The 22,388-nt window shown below is 50.6% G+C and carries 19 protein-coding genes; 11 read left to right on the top strand and 8 right to left on the bottom strand.

Annotation, left to right across the window (positions count from 1 at the left end; all coding sequences use genetic code 11):
- Positions 1–81 precede the first annotated feature (81 nt).
- Together pelA and BACSA_RS14905 are read right to left on the bottom strand one after the other, a co-directional pair.
- Entirely contained in the window at positions 82–2,208 is a 2,127-nt protein-coding gene (pelA, locus tag BACSA_RS14910) for a pectate lyase (protein ID WP_013618863.1), read from the bottom strand.
- Between the two features lie 194 nt (positions 2,209–2,402).
- Positions 2,403–4,745: a TonB-dependent receptor gene (locus BACSA_RS14905; protein ID WP_013618862.1), complete on the bottom strand. Its 2,343-nt coding sequence runs from the start codon at positions 4,743–4,745 to the stop codon at positions 2,403–2,405.
- 295 nt (positions 4,746–5,040) lie between these two features.
- On the opposite strand from BACSA_RS14905, the gene BACSA_RS14900 reads away from it, so the two are divergent.
- Positions 5,041–5,481 carry a DUF6078 family protein gene (locus tag BACSA_RS14900; protein ID WP_013618861.1) on the top strand — a complete coding sequence of 147 codons (441 nt, stop codon included), beginning with the start codon at positions 5,041–5,043 and terminating at the stop codon, positions 5,479–5,481.
- 266 nt (positions 5,482–5,747) lie between these two features.
- Here BACSA_RS14900 and BACSA_RS20280 read toward each other — a convergent pair whose 3' ends face one another.
- Together BACSA_RS20280 and BACSA_RS14895 are read right to left on the bottom strand one after the other, a co-directional pair.
- Positions 5,748–5,918: a hypothetical protein gene (locus tag BACSA_RS20280; protein WP_169311461.1), complete on the bottom strand. Its 171-nt coding sequence runs from the start codon at positions 5,916–5,918 to the stop codon at positions 5,748–5,750.
- A 50-nt stretch (positions 5,919–5,968) separates the two neighbouring features.
- Complete coding sequence (locus BACSA_RS14895; protein WP_013618860.1) at positions 5,969–6,526, bottom strand: HdeD family acid-resistance protein; 558 nt, start codon at positions 6,524–6,526, stop codon at positions 5,969–5,971.
- Positions 6,527–6,887: 361 nt separating this feature from the next.
- Between BACSA_RS14895 and trpB the strand changes: the two genes are divergently transcribed.
- From trpB to BACSA_RS14845, 10 genes are all read left to right on the top strand, one after another.
- Positions 6,888–8,081 (top strand): tryptophan synthase subunit beta, encoded by a 1,194-nt coding sequence (gene trpB / locus BACSA_RS14890; RefSeq protein WP_013618859.1) that lies wholly within the window; start codon positions 6,888–6,890, stop codon positions 8,079–8,081.
- Positions 8,082–8,228: 147 nt separating this feature from the next.
- On the top strand, positions 8,229–9,626 hold the full coding sequence (locus tag BACSA_RS14885; protein ID WP_013618858.1) for an anthranilate synthase component I family protein: 1,398 nt from the start codon (positions 8,229–8,231) through the stop codon (positions 9,624–9,626).
- A gap of 11 nt (positions 9,627–9,637) precedes the next feature.
- Positions 9,638–10,201, top strand: a complete 564-nt coding sequence (locus BACSA_RS14880) for an anthranilate synthase component II (RefSeq protein ID WP_013618857.1) — start codon at positions 9,638–9,640, stop codon at positions 10,199–10,201.
- 145 nt (positions 10,202–10,346) lie between these two features.
- Positions 10,347–11,342, top strand: coding sequence for an anthranilate phosphoribosyltransferase (gene trpD / locus BACSA_RS14875; protein WP_013618856.1), 996 nt, complete (start codon positions 10,347–10,349; stop codon positions 11,340–11,342).
- A gap of 100 nt (positions 11,343–11,442) precedes the next feature.
- Positions 11,443–12,246 (top strand): indole-3-glycerol phosphate synthase TrpC, encoded by an 804-nt coding sequence (gene trpC, locus BACSA_RS14870; RefSeq protein WP_013618855.1) that lies wholly within the window; start codon positions 11,443–11,445, stop codon positions 12,244–12,246.
- A gap of 221 nt (positions 12,247–12,467) precedes the next feature.
- Positions 12,468–13,106 (top strand): phosphoribosylanthranilate isomerase, encoded by a 639-nt coding sequence (locus BACSA_RS14865; RefSeq protein WP_013618854.1) that lies wholly within the window; start codon positions 12,468–12,470, stop codon positions 13,104–13,106.
- Positions 13,107–13,180: 74 nt separating this feature from the next.
- Positions 13,181–13,963: a tryptophan synthase subunit alpha gene (gene trpA / locus BACSA_RS14860; protein WP_013618853.1), complete on the top strand. Its 783-nt coding sequence runs from the start codon at positions 13,181–13,183 to the stop codon at positions 13,961–13,963.
- Positions 13,964–14,254: 291 nt separating this feature from the next.
- Entirely contained in the window at positions 14,255–15,304 is a 1,050-nt protein-coding gene (locus BACSA_RS14855) for an asparaginase (RefSeq protein ID WP_013618852.1), read from the top strand.
- A gap of 189 nt (positions 15,305–15,493) precedes the next feature.
- The gene (locus tag BACSA_RS14850; protein ID WP_013618851.1) at positions 15,494–16,180 is read left to right on the top strand and encodes a response regulator transcription factor; all 687 of its coding nucleotides are present in this window, start codon (positions 15,494–15,496) and stop codon (positions 16,178–16,180) included.
- Positions 16,181–16,442: 262 nt separating this feature from the next.
- Positions 16,443–18,221 carry a sensor histidine kinase gene (locus BACSA_RS14845; protein WP_013618850.1) on the top strand — a complete coding sequence of 593 codons (1,779 nt, stop codon included), beginning with the start codon at positions 16,443–16,445 and terminating at the stop codon, positions 18,219–18,221.
- 182 nt (positions 18,222–18,403) lie between these two features.
- On the opposite strand, the gene rfbD is transcribed toward BACSA_RS14845, so the two are convergent.
- From rfbD to gldE, 4 genes are all read right to left on the bottom strand, one after another.
- Entirely contained in the window at positions 18,404–19,309 is a 906-nt protein-coding gene (gene rfbD / locus BACSA_RS14840) for a dTDP-4-dehydrorhamnose reductase (RefSeq protein WP_013618849.1), read from the bottom strand.
- A 352-nt stretch (positions 19,310–19,661) separates the two neighbouring features.
- Positions 19,662–20,213: a dTDP-4-dehydrorhamnose 3,5-epimerase gene (rfbC, locus tag BACSA_RS14835; RefSeq protein ID WP_013618848.1), complete on the bottom strand. Its 552-nt coding sequence runs from the start codon at positions 20,211–20,213 to the stop codon at positions 19,662–19,664.
- A gap of 161 nt (positions 20,214–20,374) precedes the next feature.
- Positions 20,375–21,037 carry a 4'-phosphopantetheinyl transferase family protein gene (locus BACSA_RS14830; RefSeq protein ID WP_013618847.1) on the bottom strand — a complete coding sequence of 221 codons (663 nt, stop codon included), beginning with the start codon at positions 21,035–21,037 and terminating at the stop codon, positions 20,375–20,377.
- On the bottom strand, positions 21,024–22,364 hold the full coding sequence (gene gldE, locus BACSA_RS14825) for a gliding motility-associated protein GldE (protein WP_013618846.1): 1,341 nt from the start codon (positions 22,362–22,364) through the stop codon (positions 21,024–21,026). The genes BACSA_RS14830 and gldE overlap by 14 nt, the downstream gene beginning before the upstream one ends.
- Positions 22,365–22,388 lie beyond the last annotated feature (24 nt).

The raw sequence follows: 22,388 nt of genomic DNA, 5'->3' as shown, positions 1-22,388 counted from the left end.
AAGCATTTTTTTAATGAAGAATAAAGAATTAAGAATGAAGAATGGGTGGCGTCCTTTATTCTTCATTCTTAATTCTTCATTCTAATAAGCCAGCACATTCCACAAATCCCGGATGCGCTTCTCCGGGTCCCATTTGCCTCCGAATGTCCACTTTGCCGTAATGCCATAAAAGGCGGGAGCGCCTTCTGCCTTGTCCAGGTTATCATCCAGCCAGCCGGAATGTCCGCCCTCGCGCGTACAATTACTGTAATAGGTGCGTTGCCCCCACGGGCAAGGGTCGAGCACTTTGTCCGAATAAGCATAGCCGATGTTCTCGTTCAGCACATTCTTCGAAAGCGTGCAGTTTATCAGGAAGAATTGCGAATCGTGATGATACCTCCCCAAAGCGGTAGGGCTCTTGGCATCAAAAGACGAGTTCGTGATGACCAGCTTCTTGCTCTTGTCTCCCCTGCCGTCATGCCAAATCATCGCACGGCTGTCTCCATAGAACCGGCACCGGGTTGCATAACACCACCCGCGCGGGCAAAGGAAGTCTACACCCGGACAACGCAGGTAAAGGTCGGCATGATAATACATGCCTCCACTCTCGGGCGCCCAAAGGGAAAGCGCGTCGTTCCCGTCCGCCCATACATTACAATTGATAACAATCGTCCGCGTGCCCCGTCCGTAAATCGCCATCTGATGGGTCGTGGTCTTCTCGAGGGTCGTACCATAATTATTATACACCGTCATGCCGCTTATCACACAATCGTCCGCCCCTTCCTGCAAGACGATAACCCCGTTCCCCACGGGCTTGCCGTGATACTCGGTTATCTTCCGGGTCTTGGCGGTCTCTGCCAGCACCAGCACGGTGCTGTCCCGGTTCTCGCCCACCAGCACGATGTTCGGACGGTCGATAATCACTTTCTGGTTATACGTGCCGTTCAGCACCAATATCTTAAAAGGAGTCTCCGGCTTTTCAGGCGCCTTTTCGATAGCCAGCTGGATGCTGTCGCCCGGCTTTACGATGACATCGAAAGCCGAACGGTCCACTTCCGGACGGCGGAACATATCTATCGTCCCGTTCTCGTTGGCACCTTTCGTTTTCAGACTAACCTGCACCTTATGCGCCTTGTCATACCGGTCTGCCCACTTATCGTAAAGTTCGAAAAGTTCTGCCGGACGGCTATTGTACCAGCTATATCCGTTCCGGCGTTCCGGACCGAGGTATTCCAAGTGCCGGCGGGGTATTCCGTCCCGGTCACACACATAAGGCTCGCAATACTTCAGGTCGTAAAAACGTGCCCATATCGGACCGGCAAGGCTGTCTTTCACCAAGCGTGTATCCAAGACACGGCGTCCTTCCCGGATGCGTTCCACACGGTATCCCGTCAGTTTATACGTATCAAACCATTTCATCGCATGATGCACCGCCCGCTTCACCCGCTTATCCGGATGGGGAAGGCTCATCAACAAGCGCACGATGGCAGCACTCTCTTGCGAGCAATACGAAGGCAATTCGTATGCCCGTGCCGAAGCAGGCTCCAGCGTATGCTCATCGTGTTGCTGGCACCATACGGTCAGCTCCCCGTCCGTCTTTATCTGGCAATCCAGAATACACCCGATGCCTTTCTCGAAAGAATCGTGCAACTTACCCTGATACTCCTTATTTAATAAGTCCCCGCCGTAAGGGGCTTCCCCCGCCATCAGCTTCTGCCAGAGTTCCAACAAGTTTACGATGGCATCATCGTTAAAGGTAATATGGGGCTGATAATCGCGCATCACGGGCCAGAACTGAGGCCAGCCACCGTTCTCATATTGTCCCGAAAGCAGATAGTCCACTCCCGCACGGAACGCATCACGGTACCGCACATCGCCCGTAGCCTGATACAGGCGTGCCAGAAAGTCCATCTGCATCGTGGTGGCATGATTGTCGATGGTCGAGTCGTCACGCCTTTCCTTATCCTTCAGCACCTGTTCCCTTTCGGCATCCGTCATCCGGCGTGCCATGTCGATATTCTTGGGCCAGCCCCCGGTGCACCGCTGGTAAATCAATACTTGCTCTCCGATGCGCCGGGCATCCTCGGTACGGAAGAAAGCCTCATCGGTCTCTCCGAGCAAATTCTTTTTTCTTGTCCCTTGCCCGAAAGCCGGCAGGCTCAAGGCGAGGCATCCTATCACCGCCCCCGCCATCAGCATCATTCGCATTCCTAAAGTCTGTGTTTTCATCATTTCATTTCTTTTCTGCGAAGATACGCATTTCCTGCTTATCCAAGGTGGATTATTTATCCAAAACCCACGACTTTTTATGCATAGGCGGAGGCATAGGACTCCATCGGGCAGGACATATAGGTGCGGAGCCACACACATACGGTTGCATCGGACATCCCATCTATATGCGTTTATCCGACCATCCAAGTCTGTCAATCCATTCCCCGCTTCGAGCCGGACAAGATGCCCGAATCGGTATCCGAGTTGGAACGCTTCTGCTTGCCCGCCTTATACTTCGTTCCGAAATCGAGATTGACCGATGCCGAAATAAAAAACAGGTGTGAAAGGCTCTTGGTAGATACCTTCGAATAGCTGGAAGCTATCTCCGAAAGGTTTCGGGAAGCTTGGGAATATTCTTTGGTGAAAGGAAGCATCACACCTGCTGTTACGTTCCACCGCTTGGCATTATAGCCCAAAGCGATTTGGTGGAAGGCTTCGCCATACGTAATGACCTCTCCGCTCAACGAATTGAACCGGGTATTCATCGATGCATTCAGGAACCAGCGTTTGTAGCTGGCTACTAACGAAGCAAATACATACCAGTGCGTATAAGTGTGCACATACGAATTGCCATTAACGATATACCGGTTCATTCCCGGAGTAACGCTCAAGGAAATATATTCACCAAAGGGATGCAGGTTCAACGTAGGCTCGAACACCAACCGGTGCATATTCCGGTGGTTCTCGTCCATCGATACGATCTTCCCGTCCTCATAAAACAGGCTGGTCATAATCGGATTATCATCATAGAAATAGCGCCCCACTATGTCTATGCCAAAATACCGGTTATTGTAAGAAAACAATAACTCCTGACGGTAACGCTGGTAAGTGGAAAGGTTGGGGTTTCCCCGTGTCACTTGCCACATATCCACCTCCTGTTCCGTATCATTCAAGGAAGAAAGCGAAGGAGCATACGATGAAATCCGTGCATTATAGCGCAACATCAGGTTATCGGTAAAGAGGTATTGCAATTGCAGGCGGGGCTCGAAATAGAAATTCTTGTCTTTCCCCCCTTTCTGGCTATAGCGGATATACTTCCCGTTCAGCCCAACGGAAGCACTGAACTTCTTATACGCATACCGGTAATCGGCAAAGACATACGATTCCATATAGCGCAGGTTCACGTCCGAAACCACATCACCCGTATACGCATTATCTGTATAGCTTTGGTTATGATGTGCTCCTACACTCCACTTACTATGCTTATTGCTCCCCTCATACACGGCTTCGGCGATAAACGAATATTTCTTCCCATCGATTTTCGAATAAATATCCGACAAGACCTGACCGCTCTCATCATCCTCCTGATACCGGTGGGTATTATCCGAACCGATGTATGTACCCACTACATTAAATAAAAGGAATTGCTTATTCTTCAGGTTGCGCTGGAAATACAAGTCCAGCGAAGAGGAGTTTTCTTTCCATTGGGAGTAATCCTGAAGGAAAGTGCGTTCACCCGTGTACGAATCCGTCACATACCCTTTCCTGTCGGAAAACTGGTTCGGTACATTGTTGTACTTGTTCCGGAACGTGGCATTAAACTGATATTTGTCCGCTTCGTAGAGCGTGTATTTTAAGGTAGCATTCAAAGTCTGGTCTTTGTATTTTGTAGGCATCCCCTCCTCCTTGCGCACAAAACTATAATCGGGAAGCTGGTATCGGTATTCATTCTCCCTCGTCCACTTGGAACGCATCTCCTCATAACCTACTATTACGCCCAATTGCGACTTCTTCCAGTTATAGCTGGAGTTCAGGCTATACCGCTTGATGCCCAATGAAGAAAGGTTCTGGAAACCTTCCGCCGAAACATACCCGCCTTGCTTGCGTTCCTTCACCACATAGTTGACCAAGGCTCCCGCCTGATAGCGTGCACCCGGATTCTCGGTATATTCCACCCGCACGATATCTTGGGCACGCAAGGCGATAACTTCTTCTTTCGGCACGCTTACCCCGTTGATTTGAAGAATGACCTTATCTCCTTCATACGTCGTGATGTCATTGGTCACCGGATTCACCCGGATACGGGCAAGCTGCATGTTCTGCATCAAGGTCCACGCATTGTTGGAAATGGTCACTTGGGATTGGGTAGGAATCAAGACCTGCCTGTCTACATTGTACTTTCGGGCAGAACCCACTACGCTTACTTCGCCCAACACCTGCGCATCGTCTTGCAAGACAATCGTTCCCAAATCAACATCTTCCGCCAGATTTTCTATCGCTATGCGCATGTTCTGATAACCGACAAAAGACACTTGCAGGACATAATCGCCCGGTGCAATGCCTTTCAAGGCAAATTTTCCTTTCTCGTCCGCCATGCTCCCGGATACCAACACCGAATCGGAAGCATAAACCGCACAAGTCGCTCCCGAAAGCGGAACATTCCCTTTATCGGTAACAATTCCTTTAATGATATGCTGGGCAAAGCCCGGCAAAAAGCATCCTGCTAAAAGCGATAGTACAAAGATGCGCAATGTCATACTGTAATCGTGTTTCATATTATTTGTTTTAGATTTCTATCCAAACACAAGCAAATACCGTGCCAAAAAGCCAAACCGTTCGTTTATAACAAGTTACATATTTTAATATTTCAAGAAGTGTCAAATAATTAGACAGTAGGTGTCAAAAAATTAGACACTTCGCGATTATCCGGCACGAGTCCAAAGCTCCGGCACGTAAAGGGAAGCCCCGCGCAAAGAGAAAGCAGGCGGCAAGATAAAAATTAATTCCGAAAACTTGCATAAGCCGGAAAGAACGCCTACCTTTATGCCTGACTAACCGAAAAATACACGAATGATTAACGAATTGGATTATAACAGCGTCCCGAAAAACTTCGGGCTGTGCCTCAACGCCCAATGTAAAAGGGCGGACAAATGCCTGCGCTATCAGGCTTCAAAGTTCATTCCGGAAGACACGCTTTACGTGCGCGTGCTCAATCCGAACCGGAAACTGACCGGAAAGAAATGTACCGAGTTTATAGACGATACGCCCGTGAAATACGCGTATGGCTGGAGCAAGATGTTCGACAAGCTGGTTCATGAAGATGCCGTCGCTATCAAAAACGACCTGCTCTACAGCTTCGGAAAGAACATGTTCTACCGCCTGAAGCGGCACGAACGGCCTTTCACGCCCCAAGCACAAGACTTCGTGCGCAAGGTATTCAAGCGTCACGGTGTAACAAACGAGCCGGAATACGACCTATATAAGCATGAATATAACTGGAAGAAAGACTGAATGAGGGAAGGCGACAAGTTTCATACCCGATTTAGATATACTGAAACTTTAGTTTCAGTGCATTTAAACAAAAGTTTCAGCAGGATAAAACTAAAGTTTCAGTATATCTAAACTGGCATGAAACCTGATATTGCCCAGCCGCAAAGCTAAATGTTCCAAGGATTATCTTGGAAATAAGTATGCCAACAAGCGTTGGAACACAGATTTTGCATCATTTTCGTGCAGTTTTCGGGGAATTCTGCATTTCTTCCATGCAAAATCCGTATTTAGAAACTGTTTTGAATTTCTCCAAAAAGTTTTTCTCGTCTTGATGTTTCCGTTTTCGTATGTGCTTTGGGCGATTTTTTTGGTCCTTTCCGCTTCTGTTCTTCGTCAGATAGCCCGCTATCTTCCTCATCACACAAGCGGAAATGCCTCAAAAACTCATCCCAAATCATCGCACGATAAATTCAAAACAGCTTCTAAGCTTATTCGCGGTTCATCCCCTTCACTCGTCTATCACCTCCACATCCGTTATCCCCGCCTCTTTCTTTTGCCGGTAGCGGATGATGCGGAAGAGGTCGGTCAGGCCATAGACGATGGAAGATACGCCGAGGACAATGAAAGGAACTTTTGCCGCTTCGAAGGGGTTGACCAGAATCAGGATGCCAGCCAGCAGGAGCAGAACCGGAAGGACATAGAATATGCCCGGAACCGTACCCGTGAGCTTCCGTATGGAAATAAAATTCATCAGCTGGCTGACGCCTCCGAACACCAGCAATGCACCCAGCACATACATCAGGGTGCCGACAAAGAAATCGGGCATGACAATGAGCCATAACCCCAACAGGGCACTGCCCAACGCTACAACGGGAAAAGCCCTTCCGCTTTCTGCCTGACGGCGCGAAGCCAAATAGGCGAATATGCCATACAAGCCCGGCAAAAGGAACAGCACCCCTACCGTTATTACCAGATAAATCACTGCGGCCTCGGGCCACATTACCAGCAAAACGCCCATTACCAATGCGCACAGGCTGCTCACTACTGAATAACCGAATAATTTCATAATTTTCTCCTTTTATATATGTACTACGAAGATAGTTGTTTTTTCTTGTTTATACAAATAAACTTCTATGGATATAGAACAAAAAAAATTCCATTTTGTTTGCATCTTCAAAAATTATCGCTATATTTGCTCCCGAATTAAACAGAAACATAACAAAAAACTCATGAACTCAGTAATGACAAATACATATCGTTGGTGGCGTTACTTACTACTCCCAAAGTCGTAAGCTAACCCAGTCCGTGTGTATCTGTCTGTTCTCATAACCAACAATCATTTATCAAGGCATACAAAAAAGGCTGTCGTTCTTACGACAGCCTTTTTTGTTTTTATCCCCATTGGCAATAACTTAAACAATCAAAATATGAATCGGAAAAAGTATCAAGTAGACTCAAACGGGTATTATGGAAATTTCGGCGGAGCATACATCCCCGAAATTCTTCACCGGTGCGTGACCGAACTGAAAGACGCGTACCTACGGGTATTGGATAGCGATGATTTCAAGCAAGAGTTCGCCCAATTGTTGCGCGACTACGTGGGACGTCCCTCTCCCCTGTATCTTGCCAACCGGCTTTCGGAGAAATACGGATGCAAGATTTACCTGAAACGGGAGGACCTGAACCATACAGGCGCACACAAGATAAACAACGCCATCGGGCAAGTGCTGCTGGCACGGCGAATGGGAAAGAAACGCATCATCGCCGAAACCGGAGCCGGACAGCACGGAGTAGCGACCGCTACGGTCTGCGCACTGATGAACATGGAATGCGTGGTGTATATGGGCGAAACCGATGTGGCACGCCAGCACATCAACGTGGAAAAAATGAAGATGCTGGGAGCCGAAGTGCGCCCGGTCACCTCGGGAAACAAAACCCTGAAGGATGCCACCAATGAAGCCATACGCGACTGGTGCTGCCACCCCGAAGACACATACTACGTGATAGGTTCTACCGTAGGGCCTCATCCTTACCCCGACATGGTGGCACGCCTGCAATCGGTCATCAGCGAAGAAATCAAAAAACAACTGATGGAGCACGAGGGACGTGATTATCCCGACTATCTGATAGCGTGCGTGGGCGGAGGAAGCAACGCCGCCGGCACCGTCTATCATTACCTGAACAACGACAAGGTGAAAATCGTACTCGCCGAAGCAGGCGGAAAGGGCATCCATTCGGGATACTCTGCCGCCACCATCCAACTGGGACGGCTGGGCATCATACACGGAGCGAAAACCCTCGTGATGCAAGACGAAGACGGACAAATCCTGGAACCCTACTCGGTATCGGCAGGGCTGGACTATCCGGGTATCGGTCCCCTGCACGCCAACCTTGCCACACAACACCGTGCCACGGTGCTCGCCATCAACGATGACGAAGCCATCCGTGCCGCCTACGAACTGACCCGTCTGGAAGGCATCATCCCCGCACTGGAATCGGCACACGCATTGGGCGCACTGGAGAAGGTCAGTTTCCGCCCCGAAGACATCGTGGTGCTCACCGTATCGGGACGAGGGGACAAGGACATGGAAACGTATTTGAATAATGTGCAAATGTGCTAATGTGAGAATGTGCTAATGTGAGAATGTGCTAATGTGAGAGAATGTGCATTGTTTATTAGCACATTGCCACATTGCCTATTAGCATAGCACATTGCAACATTGTCTATTAGCACATTAAACTATTAACTATTAATTATTAACTAAAAAATGACCTACCATTACCATACCAATCATAAAGTGCTGCTGGGCGACCTGCATACACCAGTCAGCACCTACCTGAAGGTGCGCGACCTCTTTCCGCAAAGCGCCTTGATGGAAAGCTCCGACTATCACGGGAGCGAAAACAACCGTTCGTTCATCGGGCTGAACCCGATAGCCAGCATCAGCGTAAGCCACGATGTAGCTACCGCTATCTATCCCGACCACTCGCGCGAAGAAACTCCTATCAGCGAAGCATGTACGGTGGAGGATGTGATGAACCGCTTCCTTGCCCGCTTCCGGGTAAAAGGAGAATATGCCGACTATTGCGGCGTGTATGGATATACCTCGTTCAACGCCGTGCGCTATTTCGAACCTGTGGAGGTGAAAGACAGCACCGAAGCCAAGAACGATGCACCCGATATCCTCTACATCCTGTATAAGTACATCATCGTATTCAACGATTTCAAGAGCGAAATGGTACTCATCGAGATGAACGACGGAAGCGAGCCGAGCCACATTGGCGAGATAGAACGTGCCATCCACGACCGTAATTATACCACCTACGGTTTCCACCCCATAGGGGAAACCACCAGTACCCTGACCGATGAAGCGCACAAGGCAAACATCCGCAAGGGAATCGCCCATTGCCTGCGGGGCGATGTGTTCCAAATCGTACTCTCACGCCGTTTCATCCAGTATTTCCAGGGAGACGACTTCAAGCTCTACCGCGCCCTGCGCAGCATCAATCCCTCGCCTTACCTGTTCTACTTCGACTTCGGAGGATTCCGCATCTTCGGTTCCTCGCCCGAGACCCATTGCAGGATAGAAGACGGGCAAGCCACCATCGACCCCATTGCCGGCACCACCCGAAGGAGCGGAAACAAGGAAACCGACCGAAAGCTGACCGAAGCCCTGCTTGCCGACCCGAAAGAGAACGCCGAACATGTGATGCTGGTAGACCTGGCACGCAACGACCTAAGCCGGAACTGCACGGGCACGCACGTAGCTTTCTACAAAGAACCGCAATATTATAGCCACGTTATCCACCTCGTGAGCCGGGTAAGCGGCACACTGAACGCCGACGCCAATCCCATCCGCACGTTCTTCGACACCTTTCCGGCAGGTACATTGAGCGGCGCCCCCAAAGTACGTGCCATGCAACTCATCAGCGAGATAGAGCCACACAACCGCGGTGCATACGGAGGCTGCATCGGCTTCATCGGGCTGAACGGAACCCTGAACCAGGCCATCACCATCCGCACCTTCGTAAGCCGCAACCACGAACTTTGGTTCCAGGCAGGCGGAGGCATCACCGCCCTGAGCAACGAAGAAAACGAACTGCAAGAAGTGAACAACAAACTGGGAGCCTTGAAAAAAGCCATCCTGATAGCTGAAAAACTTTAAGAACTCAAAAAATGAAAACCGTTATTATAGACAACTACGACTCGTTCACCTACAACCTGAGCCAGATACTGCAAGAATTGGGAGCCGAAGTGACCGTGCTCCGCAACGACAAATTCCTGTTGGAAGACTTGGAAGCATACGACAAGATAGTCCTCTCGCCCGGACCGGGCATCCCCGAAGAAGCCGGATTATTGCTTGACGTAATCCGTTCCTATGCCGGAAAGAAGCCTATACTGGGCATCTGTCTGGGCGAACAGGCGATCGGCGAAGTGTTCGGCGGAAAACTGGTAAACCTTTCCACCGTATTCCATGGCATACAAAGCCCGGTAGACCTCATCGCCGACGATTACCTCTTTCAAGGATTACCCCGTGAGATTCCCGTAGGGCGTTATCACTCGTGGGTAGTCGACAAGGACACCTTGCCTTCCTGCCTCGAAACACTCGCCCTAAGCAAAGAGGGATACATCATGGCATTGCGCCACCGCGAATATGACATCCGAGGCATCCAGTTCCATCCCGAATCGGTGCTGACCCCCGACGGGAAACGCATCATGCAAAACTGGCTGGAGCACTAAGCGTCACAGAACATATTGTGAAACTCAGATTAACGCAGATTTCCGCAGATTAAAATTTATTTCTACGGATATGCCCTATAATAAAAATTCAATCCGCGTTAATCTGCGATAATCTGCGTTTCAAGAACTATAAACCTCACTCAATATGAAAGCAATACTTACAAGACTATTTGCCCACGAAGAGCTTTCGCACGACGAAGCATACGGACTGATGAAAGGCATCACACAAGGCAAATACAACGATACACAGATAGCCGTCCTGCTCACCGTATTCCAGATGAGGGGCATCAAAGTAGACGAACTTGCCGGCTTCCGCCAGGCATTGCTTGAAACACGCATCCCCGTCGATTTCTCCGACTACAGCCCCATCGACATCGTGGGGACAGGAGGAGACGGCAAGAACACCTTCAATATCTCCACTTGCGCCTGCTTCGTGGTGGCAGGAGCAGGCTACGCCGTAGCCAAGCACGGCAATTATGGCGCCACTTCGGTGAGCGGAGCCAGCAACGTAATGGAACAACACGGCGTGCGGTTCACTACCGACCCCGACCGATTGCGCCGCTCCATTGAGACCTGTCACATGGCATACCTCCATGCTCCCCTCTTCAATCCGGCAATGAAACACGTGGCAGGCGTGCGCAAGGCGTTGCAGGTGCGCACCCTGTTCAACTTGTTGGGACCGCTCATCAATCCCTGCCAGCCGGCATACCAGCTATTGGGAGTGGCAGACCTCGCCCAGATGCGTCTCTACACCAACACGCTCCAGCAACTGGGCATCGGTTTCGCCGTAGTGAACAACCTCGACGGATACGATGAAATCTCGCTCACCGACGAGTTCAAGGTGATGACCAACCGCTACGAGACCATTTACCGCCCGGCAGACTTAGGCTTCTCGCTTGCCCGCCAGGAAGAACTTTCGGGAGGGAAAAGCCCGCAGGAAGCCGCCCGAATATTCGACGACGTGCTCTGCAACCGTGCCACGAAAGCGCAGACCGAATGTGTGCTCATCAACGCTTCGTTCGCCATTCAGGCACGCGAGCCCGGCAAGCCGATAGAAGAATGTGTGGCACTGGCACGCCAGTCGTTGGAAAGCGGAAAGGCATGGAGCACCTTCTGCAAGTTCGTAGAGATAAACAAGTAAAATATGGATTTTTCACTACAGGGAACACAGAACCTTTTAATTTTTTCCTCTGTGATACTCTGTGTCCCCTGTGGTGAATCAAACACAAACGCAACCACTTATGAGCAAAGACATTTTAGAAGAAATCATCGCGCACAAGCGCATCGAGATAGCCGGACAAGAGAAAGTGGTATCTGCCGCCTTCCTTGAAAAACAACTGGGCGAACCTGTTCCGGCACGCAGCCTGAAGGCAAGCCTTCAGTCATCGCCCACGGGCATCATCGCCGAGTTCAAACGCCGTTCGCCTTCGAAGGGCTGGATTCATCAGGACGCCGATGCCGGCAAAATACCTGCCGCATACCAGCAGGCAGGAGCCGCCGCACTCTCCATCCTGACCGATGAGGCATACTTCGGCGGAACCTTGAAAGACATCCGCACGGCACGTCCTACGACCAGCCTGCCCATCCTGCGCAAGGACTTCATCATCAGCCGATACCAATTGTTGCAGGCAAAGGCAGTACAGGCGGACGCCGTCCTCTTGATAGCCTCTGCACTTACCCCCCAAGCGTGCCTCACGCTGGCAAAAGAAGCACACGCGCTGGGACTGGAAACCTTGCTGGAAATCCATACCGAAGCAGAGCTGGATTACTTGAACGAATACATCGACGTAGTGGGCGTCAACAACCGACACCTGGGCACCTTCCACACCGATGCGTCCCATTCGCTCCGGCTTGCCGAGGCATTGCCCCGAGGCATAGTGAAAATCTCTGAAAGCGGCATTTCCAGCCCCGATACCCTCCTTCAGTTGCGCGAGGCAGGATTCGACGGCTTCCTCATCGGCGAAACCTTCATGAAGACCGACGAACCGGGAGAAGCATTAAGCCGGTTTATTGCAGATTTACTCACCACAGATTACACAGATTAAAATAATTAATTATAACCCATTCACCACAGTGACAATTTTATTAAAAATGAATTCCGCACACATCCGCTGTAGGGGCGTATCGCATAGGCCCGAATGCGCCAACTAACCCACAAAGACGTTATCAGGGCGTATGCAATACGCCCCTACAAACAAATTGGACAAAATACGGACGTTCATATTACTAAATCTGTGTAATCTGTGGTGCCCAAACAACAAACAACATGATAATCAAAGTATGCGGCATGCGCGAGCCCGAAAACATCCGCGCCATAGAAAATACCGGAGCCGACTGGATAGGGTTCATCTGCTACGAACGCTCGCCCCGCTTCGTGGCGGACACACCCGCCTATCTGCCCCGCCACGCCAAACGCGTCGGCGTATTCGTCAACGCCGGCTTCGACACCATAACCGCACGTGCCGAAGCCCTGCGCCTCGACTACGTGCAACTGCATGGCACCGAAAGCCCTGAGCTGTGTCTCGAACTGCGGTGCCACGGGTTCCACCTCATCAAGGCGTTCGCACCTCGCACGCCTGCCGACCTGGAGCAGACCATTCCTTACCTTCCCTTGTGCGACTACCTGCTGTTTGACACCCCGAGTGCCGGACACGGAGGCTCAGGCAAGGCGTTCGACTGGTCCTTGCTTCGCTTCTATCTCGGCGACGTGCCGTTTCTGCTGAGCGGAGGCATCTGCCCCGAAAGCCTCGAAGCATTGCGGCGTTTCCATCATCCCCAGTGGGCAGGCATCGACCTGAACAGCGGTTTCGAAACCGCTCCCGCCGTAAAGGATACCGGAAAGCTGAAGGCATTTATAGAGAGAATAAACAATGTATCAATGAACAATGTGACAATGAGAGAATGAATTAGCACATTGACACATTATCACATTGACACATTAGCACATTATTAATTAGCACATTATTAATTATTACCACCATGAACCGTATCAATCAACTATTCGAACAAAAGAAACACGACATCCTCTCCATCTATTTCTGTGCAGGATGTCCCACACCCGACAACACCGCCGATGTCATCCGCACCCTCGAAGCGCAAGGTGTGGATATGATAGAAATCGGCATCCCTTTCAGCGACCCGATGGCAGACGGCCCCGTCATCCAAGACGCCGCTACCCGAGCCCTGCGTGGCGGAATGACCCTACGCCGCCTTTTCGCCCAATTGGAAGGCATCCGCCGCAACGTACGCATCCCCCTCATCCTGATGGGCTACCTCAACCCCATCATGCAATACGGATTCGAGAACTTTTGCCAAAGCTGCCAGGCATGCGGCATAGACGGAATGATTATCCCCGACCTTCCTTTCAAAGACTACATGGAAGAATACCGTCCCATAGCCGAACGCTATGACCTGCGCATCATTATGCTGATTACCCCCGAAACCAGCGAAGAACGCATCCGCGAAATCGACCGCCATACCGAAGGTTTTATCTATATGGTATCTTCTGCCGCCATCACCGGCGCGCAACGCGACTTCAACGAGCAGAAGCAGGCATACTTCCGCCGCATCGAGGCGATGAACCTGCGCAACCCACGGATGATAGGCTTCGGCATCTCAAACCGCCAAACCTACGAAGCCGCCTCTGCCCACGCCGCCGGATGCATCATCGGAAGCAAGTTCGTCACCTTGCTCAATGAAGCGCAAGGCGATGCCCTGAAAGCGGTTACAAGGATCAAAGAGGCGATTTTCAATAGACAATGAACAATTGCGGCGCCGGTTCATCCTCGTACCGTTTCCGTAGAGACGATGCGCACATCGTCTGTGCACATCGTCTCTACTATGATAATGCAAGAAGACAACGTGGTTGGAAACGACCCCGGCAGGGGCAAAAACGCGAAAAATCCAGCCATAAGCTATCAATTAGCAACAACAGCACCCGTTTGAGTTTTCAGTTTCTCATCCCGAAGCAAACATTTTGTCATTTATCATAGAAAACATTTCGGATTTCGCACGCTATTTCGTACCTTTGCATGCACAAAACAGACACGAATTATGATTAAGCCCGACTATCCATCCGTACTCCTTATATATACCGGCGGAACCATCGGTATGATAGAAAACCCCGAAACAGGGGCTTTGGAAGCCTTTAACTTCGACCAGCTTCAGGAAAACGTGCCCGAACTGCGGCGGTTCAACTACCGGATATCTTCGTACCAGTTCACCCCGCCCATCGACTCATCGGACATGGAACCGGCACTGTGGGCAAAACTGGTCAAGATTATCCAATACAATTACGATAACTTCGACGGATTCGTCATCCTGCACGGCACGGACACCATGGCATATACGGCATCGGCACTGAGCTTCATGCTGGAAAACCTGAGCAAACCGGTCATCCTGACAGGAAGCCAGCTGCCCATCGGCGTGCTGCGCACCGACGGAAAAGAAAACCTGATAACCTCTATCGAGATTGCCGCGGCAAAACATCCCGACGGTACGGCAGTGGTGCCCGAAGTATGCATCTTCTTCGAAAACCTGCTGCTGCGCGGAAACCGCACAACGAAAATCAACGCCGAGAACTTCAACGCTTTCCGCTCGTACAACTATCCCCCGCTCGCTACGGCAGGCATCCACATCAAGTATGAGTACGACCGCATCCGCAAAGCGCATCCCGATGTGCCGATGCACCCCCACTTCGTGTTCGACACCAATGTCATCATCCTCACCATCTTCCCCGGCATACAGGAAAACATCGTACAAGGTGTCTTACGCACCCCGGGACTGAAGGCTGTGGTGCTGAAGACCTACGGCTCGGGCAATGCCCCGCAAAAGCCCTGGTTCATCCGCCTGCTGAAAGAAGCTACGGAGCGCGGCATCATTATCGTCAACATCTCGCAATGCCCTACAGGCATGGTGGAAATGGCACGCTACGAAACCGGCCTGCACCTGCTGGACGCGGGCGTCATCAGCGGATACGACTCGACTGTAGAAAGTGTGCTCACCAAACTGATGTTCCTGTTAGGGCACGGGCTTACCCCGCAACAGGTGCGCAACGAGCTGAGCCGTCCCATCGCCGGAGAGTTTACCCGCCCTACTTTGTAACCGGATTGTAATACCTATTTCACAATACCGAAACAAGAAAGCCTCATCTTTGCGAGTGAATTTTTCACCACAGATTACACAGATTTTCTATTAATTAATAATTAACAATTAATAGTTAATAAAGGCAAATATCGCCATTACACCCTATTAATTATTAACTATTAATTATTAACTAAAAAAAACAGAACCATGAACGAATACCGAATCCTTGTAGTAGACGATGAAGACGATTTGTGCGAAATCCTGAAGTTCAACCTCGAAATGGAGGGTTACAAAGTCGATACTGCCAACTCGGCAGAAGAGGCCCTGAAACTGGACCTTACGCAATACAACCTGTTGCTGCTGGACGTGATGATGGGCGAAATTTCCGGATTCAAGATGGCGCGCATGCTGAAAGCCAACAAAGACACTGTAAACATCCCCATCATCTTCATCACCGCCAAAGACACGGAAAACGATACCATCACGGGCTTCAACTTAGGAGCCGACGACTATATCTCGAAGCCGTTCTCGCTGCGCGAGGTCATCATGCGCGTAAAAGCCGTATTGCGCCGCACCGCCAACCTGCAACGGAAGGAAAGTGAAGAGCTGCAATACAAGGGACTGGTCATCAACGTGCCGCAGAAGAAGGTGACCATCGAGGGAGAAGAAATCTCGCTGACCAAGAAAGAGTTTGAAATCCTGTCGCTATTGCTTCAGAATGCGGGACGGGTATTCTCGCGCGAGGACATTCTCTCGAAGGTGTGGAACGACGAGGTATATGTGCTCGACCGCACGATAGACGTCAACATCACCCGCCTGCGCAAGAAAATCGGCGAATACGGGAAAAACATCGTCACCCGCCTGGGATACGGGTATTGTTTCGAATGTGAATAGAAACCCACTCAACTTCCCCGAAGGGGGGAGCTTAAAAAATATTTGAGAGTGTATCAAAATAGAAATTAGCTTTCATTTTGTCATCCTGAACGCAGTGAAGGATCTCGAAAACGTAAGCTGATGTATCCGAGATACTTCACTACGTTCAGCATGACATCACTTTTTGATTGTCGCTTTTTTATTTTGAGACAGCCTCAAAATGCACAAATTCATACCGCACATAGTATAAAAACTCAAAAACTTAAAAACTCAAAAAACCATTATGACCAAGCTGATATACCGCCTGCTTCCGTTCAGCAAGCGCCTGTTTTTGTCTGTTGTCCTGTTGTTCATCTCCTTTGCGGTATGCTTCCTGATATTCCAGTATAACAGGGAAAAGGAGTACAAGAGCGACTTGCTGAACATGCAACTGCAGAATTACAACAACCGGATGTACGACTTTATCGCAAGTAAAGGCGGCCTCAATACCGACTCTTTACACAACTACGTGTCTACACACATGATTCCCGACTTGCGCGTAACCCTGATTACCCCGCAGGGAAAAGTGGTGTACGACAACATACAGCCCGATGTAAGCAGTTTCGAAAACCACCGGACGCGGAAAGAGGTGCAAGACGCGCTGATGTATGGAAGCGGATACGACATCAGCCGCCATTCGGCAAGCATCAAAGGAGGAGAATACTTCTATTCCGCCCGCTATTACCCCTCGCAACGGCTCATCATCCGCTCGGCGCTCCCCTATAACGTAAGCCTGAGCAAGCACCTGAGAGCCGACTCGAAATTCGTATGGTTCACATTGGCTATCAGCATGCTGCTGATTATCCTGTTTTACCGCTATACGCAAAAGCTGGGCACATCCATCGCCAAGCTGCAACAATTCGCGTTGCGTGCCGACCGGAACGAACGGATAGACACCTCGGAGACATTCCCTAAAAACGAGCTGGGAGAAATATCCGAACACATCATCAAGATATACCAGCGCCTGCACCGCACGAAGGAAGCACTGTACATCGAGCGCGAAAAACTGATATCACACCTGCAAACCTCGCACGAAGGACTGGGCGTATTCACACGCGAGCGGAAAGAAATACTGGTGAACAACCTGTTCACGCAATACGCCAACACCATCTCCGACCACAACCTGGCTTCGACCGAAGAGGTGTTCAACATCGCCGAGCTACAGCCCATTACGGAATTCCTGAAGCGCAACGAAGGGAATTTCAGCAAGGAAGAAAAAAGGCTCGCCTTGCACGTAGACAAAAACGGGCGCTCGTTCTCGGTGGAATGCATCATCTTCCAGGACCTGTCGTTCGAAATATCCATCATCGACATTACCCAAGAGGAACAACAGGCGCGCCTGAAACGCCAGCTCACGCAAAACATCGCGCATGAACTGAAAACGCCGGTAAGCAGCATCCAAGGGTATCTGGAAACCATCCTCAATACGCCCAACCTTCCGGAAGAAACCATGCATACCTTCCTGGAGAGGAGCTATGCGCAAAGCAACCGCCTGACCGTCCTCTTGCGCGACATCTCGGTGCTGACCCGGATGGACGAGGCGCCCAACCTGGTAGAAAGGGAGCACATCAACCTGAGCCTGATGATAAAGAACATGCTGAACGAAGTGGCGTTGGCGCTGGAAGAGAAACACATCACGGTCATCAACCGCCTGCCCGACGAACTGAGCATCAACGGAAACAGCTCGCTGCTCTACTCCATCTTCCGCAACCTGATGGACAATGCCATCGCATACGCAGGCACAGGAGTAACCGTAAAAATAAACTGCTTCCGCGAAGACGAGAAGTTCTATTACTTCAGCTTCTCGGATACCGGAACGGGCGTGCCCGAAGAACACCTGAACCGCATCTTCGAACGTTTCTACCGGGTAGACAAGGGGCGCTCGCGCAAACTGGGAGGCACCGGACTGGGGCTTGCCATCGTAAAGAACGCCGTGCTTTTTCACGGAGGAACCATCTTCGCCAAAAACAACCCGAGCGGAGGGCTGGAATTTGTCTTCACCCTGCAAAAACAGAACAATTGACAATTATAGTCAATCAGAAATGGATTACGAAAAAGTTTTGTCACGCCGGATTTGCAATCCGGCGTAATGAAAGAATCGGATTTGTAATCCGAAACATCTACAGACGATGAGATTATAAATCCGCAAATTTGATTACGCTGGATTACAAATCCAGCGTAACAAACAGAACGGCATCGCAATTGTCAATTGAACATGCGGTTCATGCAGACTTTCAACGAATCCGTCCAATAAGGCACCTCCACGCCAAAAACCTGCTTGATTTTTGTCTTGTCGAGCACAGAATATGCCGGCCGCTTCACCGGACTCGGGAACTCGTCGCTATGGCACGGCCTGATGTCGCACTCCGTATTTCCGGCAAGTTCCGCTATCTTCTTCGTAAAGTCGTACCATGAACATACGCCTTCGTTGCTGAAATGGTAAATGCCGCGTTTGGAATACCCGTTTTCCGGATTCTCGCCTGCGTAATCGGCCAGCACCGTTTGGATTGCCCGGGCAAGGTCGTAGGCATAAGTAGGTGTCCCTGCCTGGTCGAACACCACGTTCAGTTGCGGCTTCGAAGCCGTCAGCCCCAGCATGGTCTTCACAAAATTCTTTCCGAATTCCGAATAAAGCCATGCGGTACGGATGATGACATAATCGCACCCTGCCTCCTGCACGTTCCGCTCGCCTTCGAGCTTTGTCTTGCCGTACACACCGGTGGGCGTGCCCTTCTGGTCTTCACGGCACGGCGTGTTGTAAGGGTCTCCGCCGAATACATAGTCGGTCGAAATCTGTACAAGCAGCCCGTTTGCCTCTTTCATGGCAAGGGCGAGTATCTTCGGGGCTTCGGCGTTGAGCGTATGGCATAAAGCCTCATCCGTCTCTGCCTTGTCCACATTCGTATAGGCTGCACAATTCACGATGCAGCGTATGCCTTTTTCACGCACGATGCTTCTCACCGCCTCGGCATCGGTAATGTCGAGAAGCACCGTTTCGACGCCTTCCGCCTCCACCACGTCGGTAAACGTATAGGTGTCATCCGTATCTTTGCTGATGATGCGCATCTCGTTGCCAAGCTGGCCGTTTGCGCCTGTTACAAGTATATTCATAAGGTTTTCAATTTAATGTGCGAATGAGTTAATGTGATAATGTGACAATGTGTTAATGTGATAATGTGATAATGTGCGAATGAGTTAATGTGCGAATGAGTCAATATGCTAATGTGATAATGGGTTAATGAAGAGGGGTCACGCCGGATTTGCAATCCGGCGTAATAGCCGAATCGGATTTGTAATCCGAAACCATTGCTGACGATGTGGATTGCAAATCCACAAGAAGGATTACGCCGGATTGCAAATCCGGCGTGACAAACATTGTCACATTATCACATTCGCACATTAGCACATTGACTCATTCACACATTAACTCATTAGCACATTAACTCATTAGCACATTGTCACATTATTCAAACGGAGTTTCAAAATCTTTCAGCAGGGGATGCGCGGTATCTTTTCCGCTCAATATCGCGCCGTCTGCCGGGATGCGCCAGTCGATGCCCAGCTCCTTGTCGAGGATGCTGATTCCGCCTTCCGCTTCCGGATGATAGAATTCGTCGCATTTATACTGGAACACGGCTGTCTCGCTCAACACCGCAAAGCCATGGGCAAAGCCCTTGGGGATGAAGAACTGCCGGTGATTGTCTTCGGTCAGCTCCACCGCTACATGCTTCCCGTATGTCGGCGAACCCTTGCGTATGTCTACTGCCACATCGAGCACCGCCCCTTTTACGCACCTCACCAGTTTCGCCTGCGTAAATGGCGGACGCTGGAAATGCAGCCCCCTCATCACGCCGTATGAAGACATGCTTTCGTTGTCTTGCACGAATGTCACATGCCCTACCTTCTCGTCAAACTCCCTTTGCGAGAAGCTTTCGAAGAAATATCCGCGTTCGTCCCTGAACAGGCGCGGCTCGATGATAACCACGCCCTCTATTCCTGTTTTTATTACTTCCATTGTCTTTTATATTACATTAAATAATGTCTTCATTTTGCCAAATCCCATGTAGGGGCGTATCGCATACGCCCTAAAAACGTCCGCGTGAATAAGTTGATGTATACGGGCGTATGCAATACGCCCCTACATGGGATTTGCGAATATCCATTTTACATGAACAGTTAACCGCCCATGCTCCACGTACAGACGAAATCCGGATGAAGCATGTAGCGTATCTCGTATCGCATCCCCTGTCGGGTGCGGCATTCGCAACCGCTGAAACGCCCCTCCGGACGAAGGCGGAAAGGCAAGATGCGGAGATGGCGGCTGAAATCAACCTCCTCCTCGCCCATCAGCTTATACAGCGTCTCTTTTGCCGACCAGTGCAGCAGCACGTAATACAAAGCGGCTTGTTCCGCCTCTTCCGGACAGCCCTTCAACGCTTCCGCCTGCCCTGCCAGTTCCTCGCCGCACATAAAGCGGTCTGCCACTTTCAATACCCTTTCCGAAACCTGCTCGATGTCTATGCCCACTTCCCTTTCCGGATGAAGCGCCACCGCCACGTAGCCCCTGGTATGGGAGATGGACAAACGGAAACTTCCATCCGCCAGAAAAGGCTTCCCCGACGGTTCATGGCAAATCGCTTTCTCTTCGCCGCACACTTCGGCAAGCAATACCCTTACCGCCAGGTACTCGCTGCGCCGCGATTCCGCTTTCAGGCGGGAAAGGTCGGCATCGTAAGGGAACGCTCCCTTCAGCGAAGCCCGCAACGCCTCATTGGATTCTTCCGTTTTCCAAATGGCAAACGTGCCCGCTTCGTCCTTCCAACAGCTAAACAGAGGCATTTTTCTTCGTCACTTTTACTTTCACGATGCGGTGCGCGTCCATTTCGAGCGCCTCGAACACAAAATCCTTATAACGGATAATCTCATGCAATGCCGGGAACTCGCCTTTCAGCTCCAGCACAAGCCCCGCCAACGTGTCGGCATCGCCTGCCACGTCTTCGAACTCGTCGGGGTCTACGTTCACAATCTTATAGAAGTCGGCAAGCAATGTCTTTCCTTCGAACTCATACACGTTATCCGAAAGCTTCACATAATTCCGCTCCTCCTCATCGTATTCGTCGTTGATTTCCCCTACAATCTCCTCGATGATGTCTTCCATCGTAACCAGCCCCGACGTGCCTCCAAATTCATCCACCACAATCGCGATGTGAATCTTATTGGCCTGAAAATCGCGGAGCAGGTCGTCAATCATCTTCGTCTCCGGAACGAAATAAGCCGGACGAATCAGGTTTTGCCACCGGAAGTCTTCCCCCTTGTCGAGGAAAGGCAACAGGTCTTTGATGTAGAGGATGCCTTTGATGCGGTCGCGGGATTCCTCGTAGACGGGGATGCGCGAATACGCATTTTCCACCACACACTGAATCACTTCCGGAAAAGGAGTTCCAATCTCCAAATCCACCATATCCAGACGGGAGGTCATGACTTCCTTCGCCGTTTCTTCACCGAAGCGGATGATGCCTTTCAACATGCCGCTTTCTTCCGAAATCTCGTTCTTGTCCGTCAGTTCCAGCGCCTGCGACAGGTCGTCTACCGAAAGGCGGGCGGTCTTGTTGTGCTTCGCCGCCATCCGCGTTACGAAAAAGGCAGAACGCACCAACACATTGGAAGCAGGCCTGAACAACGAACGCAGGAAACAAAGCAACGCGGCAACCCTCCGGCAAAAGCCCAACGGATGCTGCGCCGAATAAATGCGGGGCATGATTTCGCCGAAAAGCAACAACAGAAAAACCAGAACCGCAACAAGCAACACAAACTCTACGGCATATCCGCCTGCCCAATGGACCACATCGAAAAAGAAACAGGCAAACAAGAGGACGATGGCGACATTCACCACATTGTTGGAAATCAGAATCGTCGCGAGCAAATGTTCGGAATCGTCCAATAAGCTCCGAATCCGGCGGTCGGCAACCGACTTCCCTTCGTCTACCTTGTCCAGGTCATCTTCCGCCAATGAAAAGAAAGCAATCTCCGAAGCCGAAACCAGTCCGGACACACACAATAAAACGACAGCCAGAACAACGGCTGTCACCGCCCCCGCCGAAGGAGGCACAATACTTAATCCGTCAAACCAATCTTTAAGAAAAGATAAATACGAGTCAGGGTCCAAAATACTATAATTTAGTTAAACATC

The organism is Phocaeicola salanitronis DSM 18170 (assembly GCF_000190575.1).
GTDB classification, from domain to species: Bacteria; Bacteroidota; Bacteroidia; order Bacteroidales; family Bacteroidaceae; genus Phocaeicola; species Phocaeicola salanitronis.
This window is presented reverse-complemented; position numbering and strand designations above follow the sequence as displayed.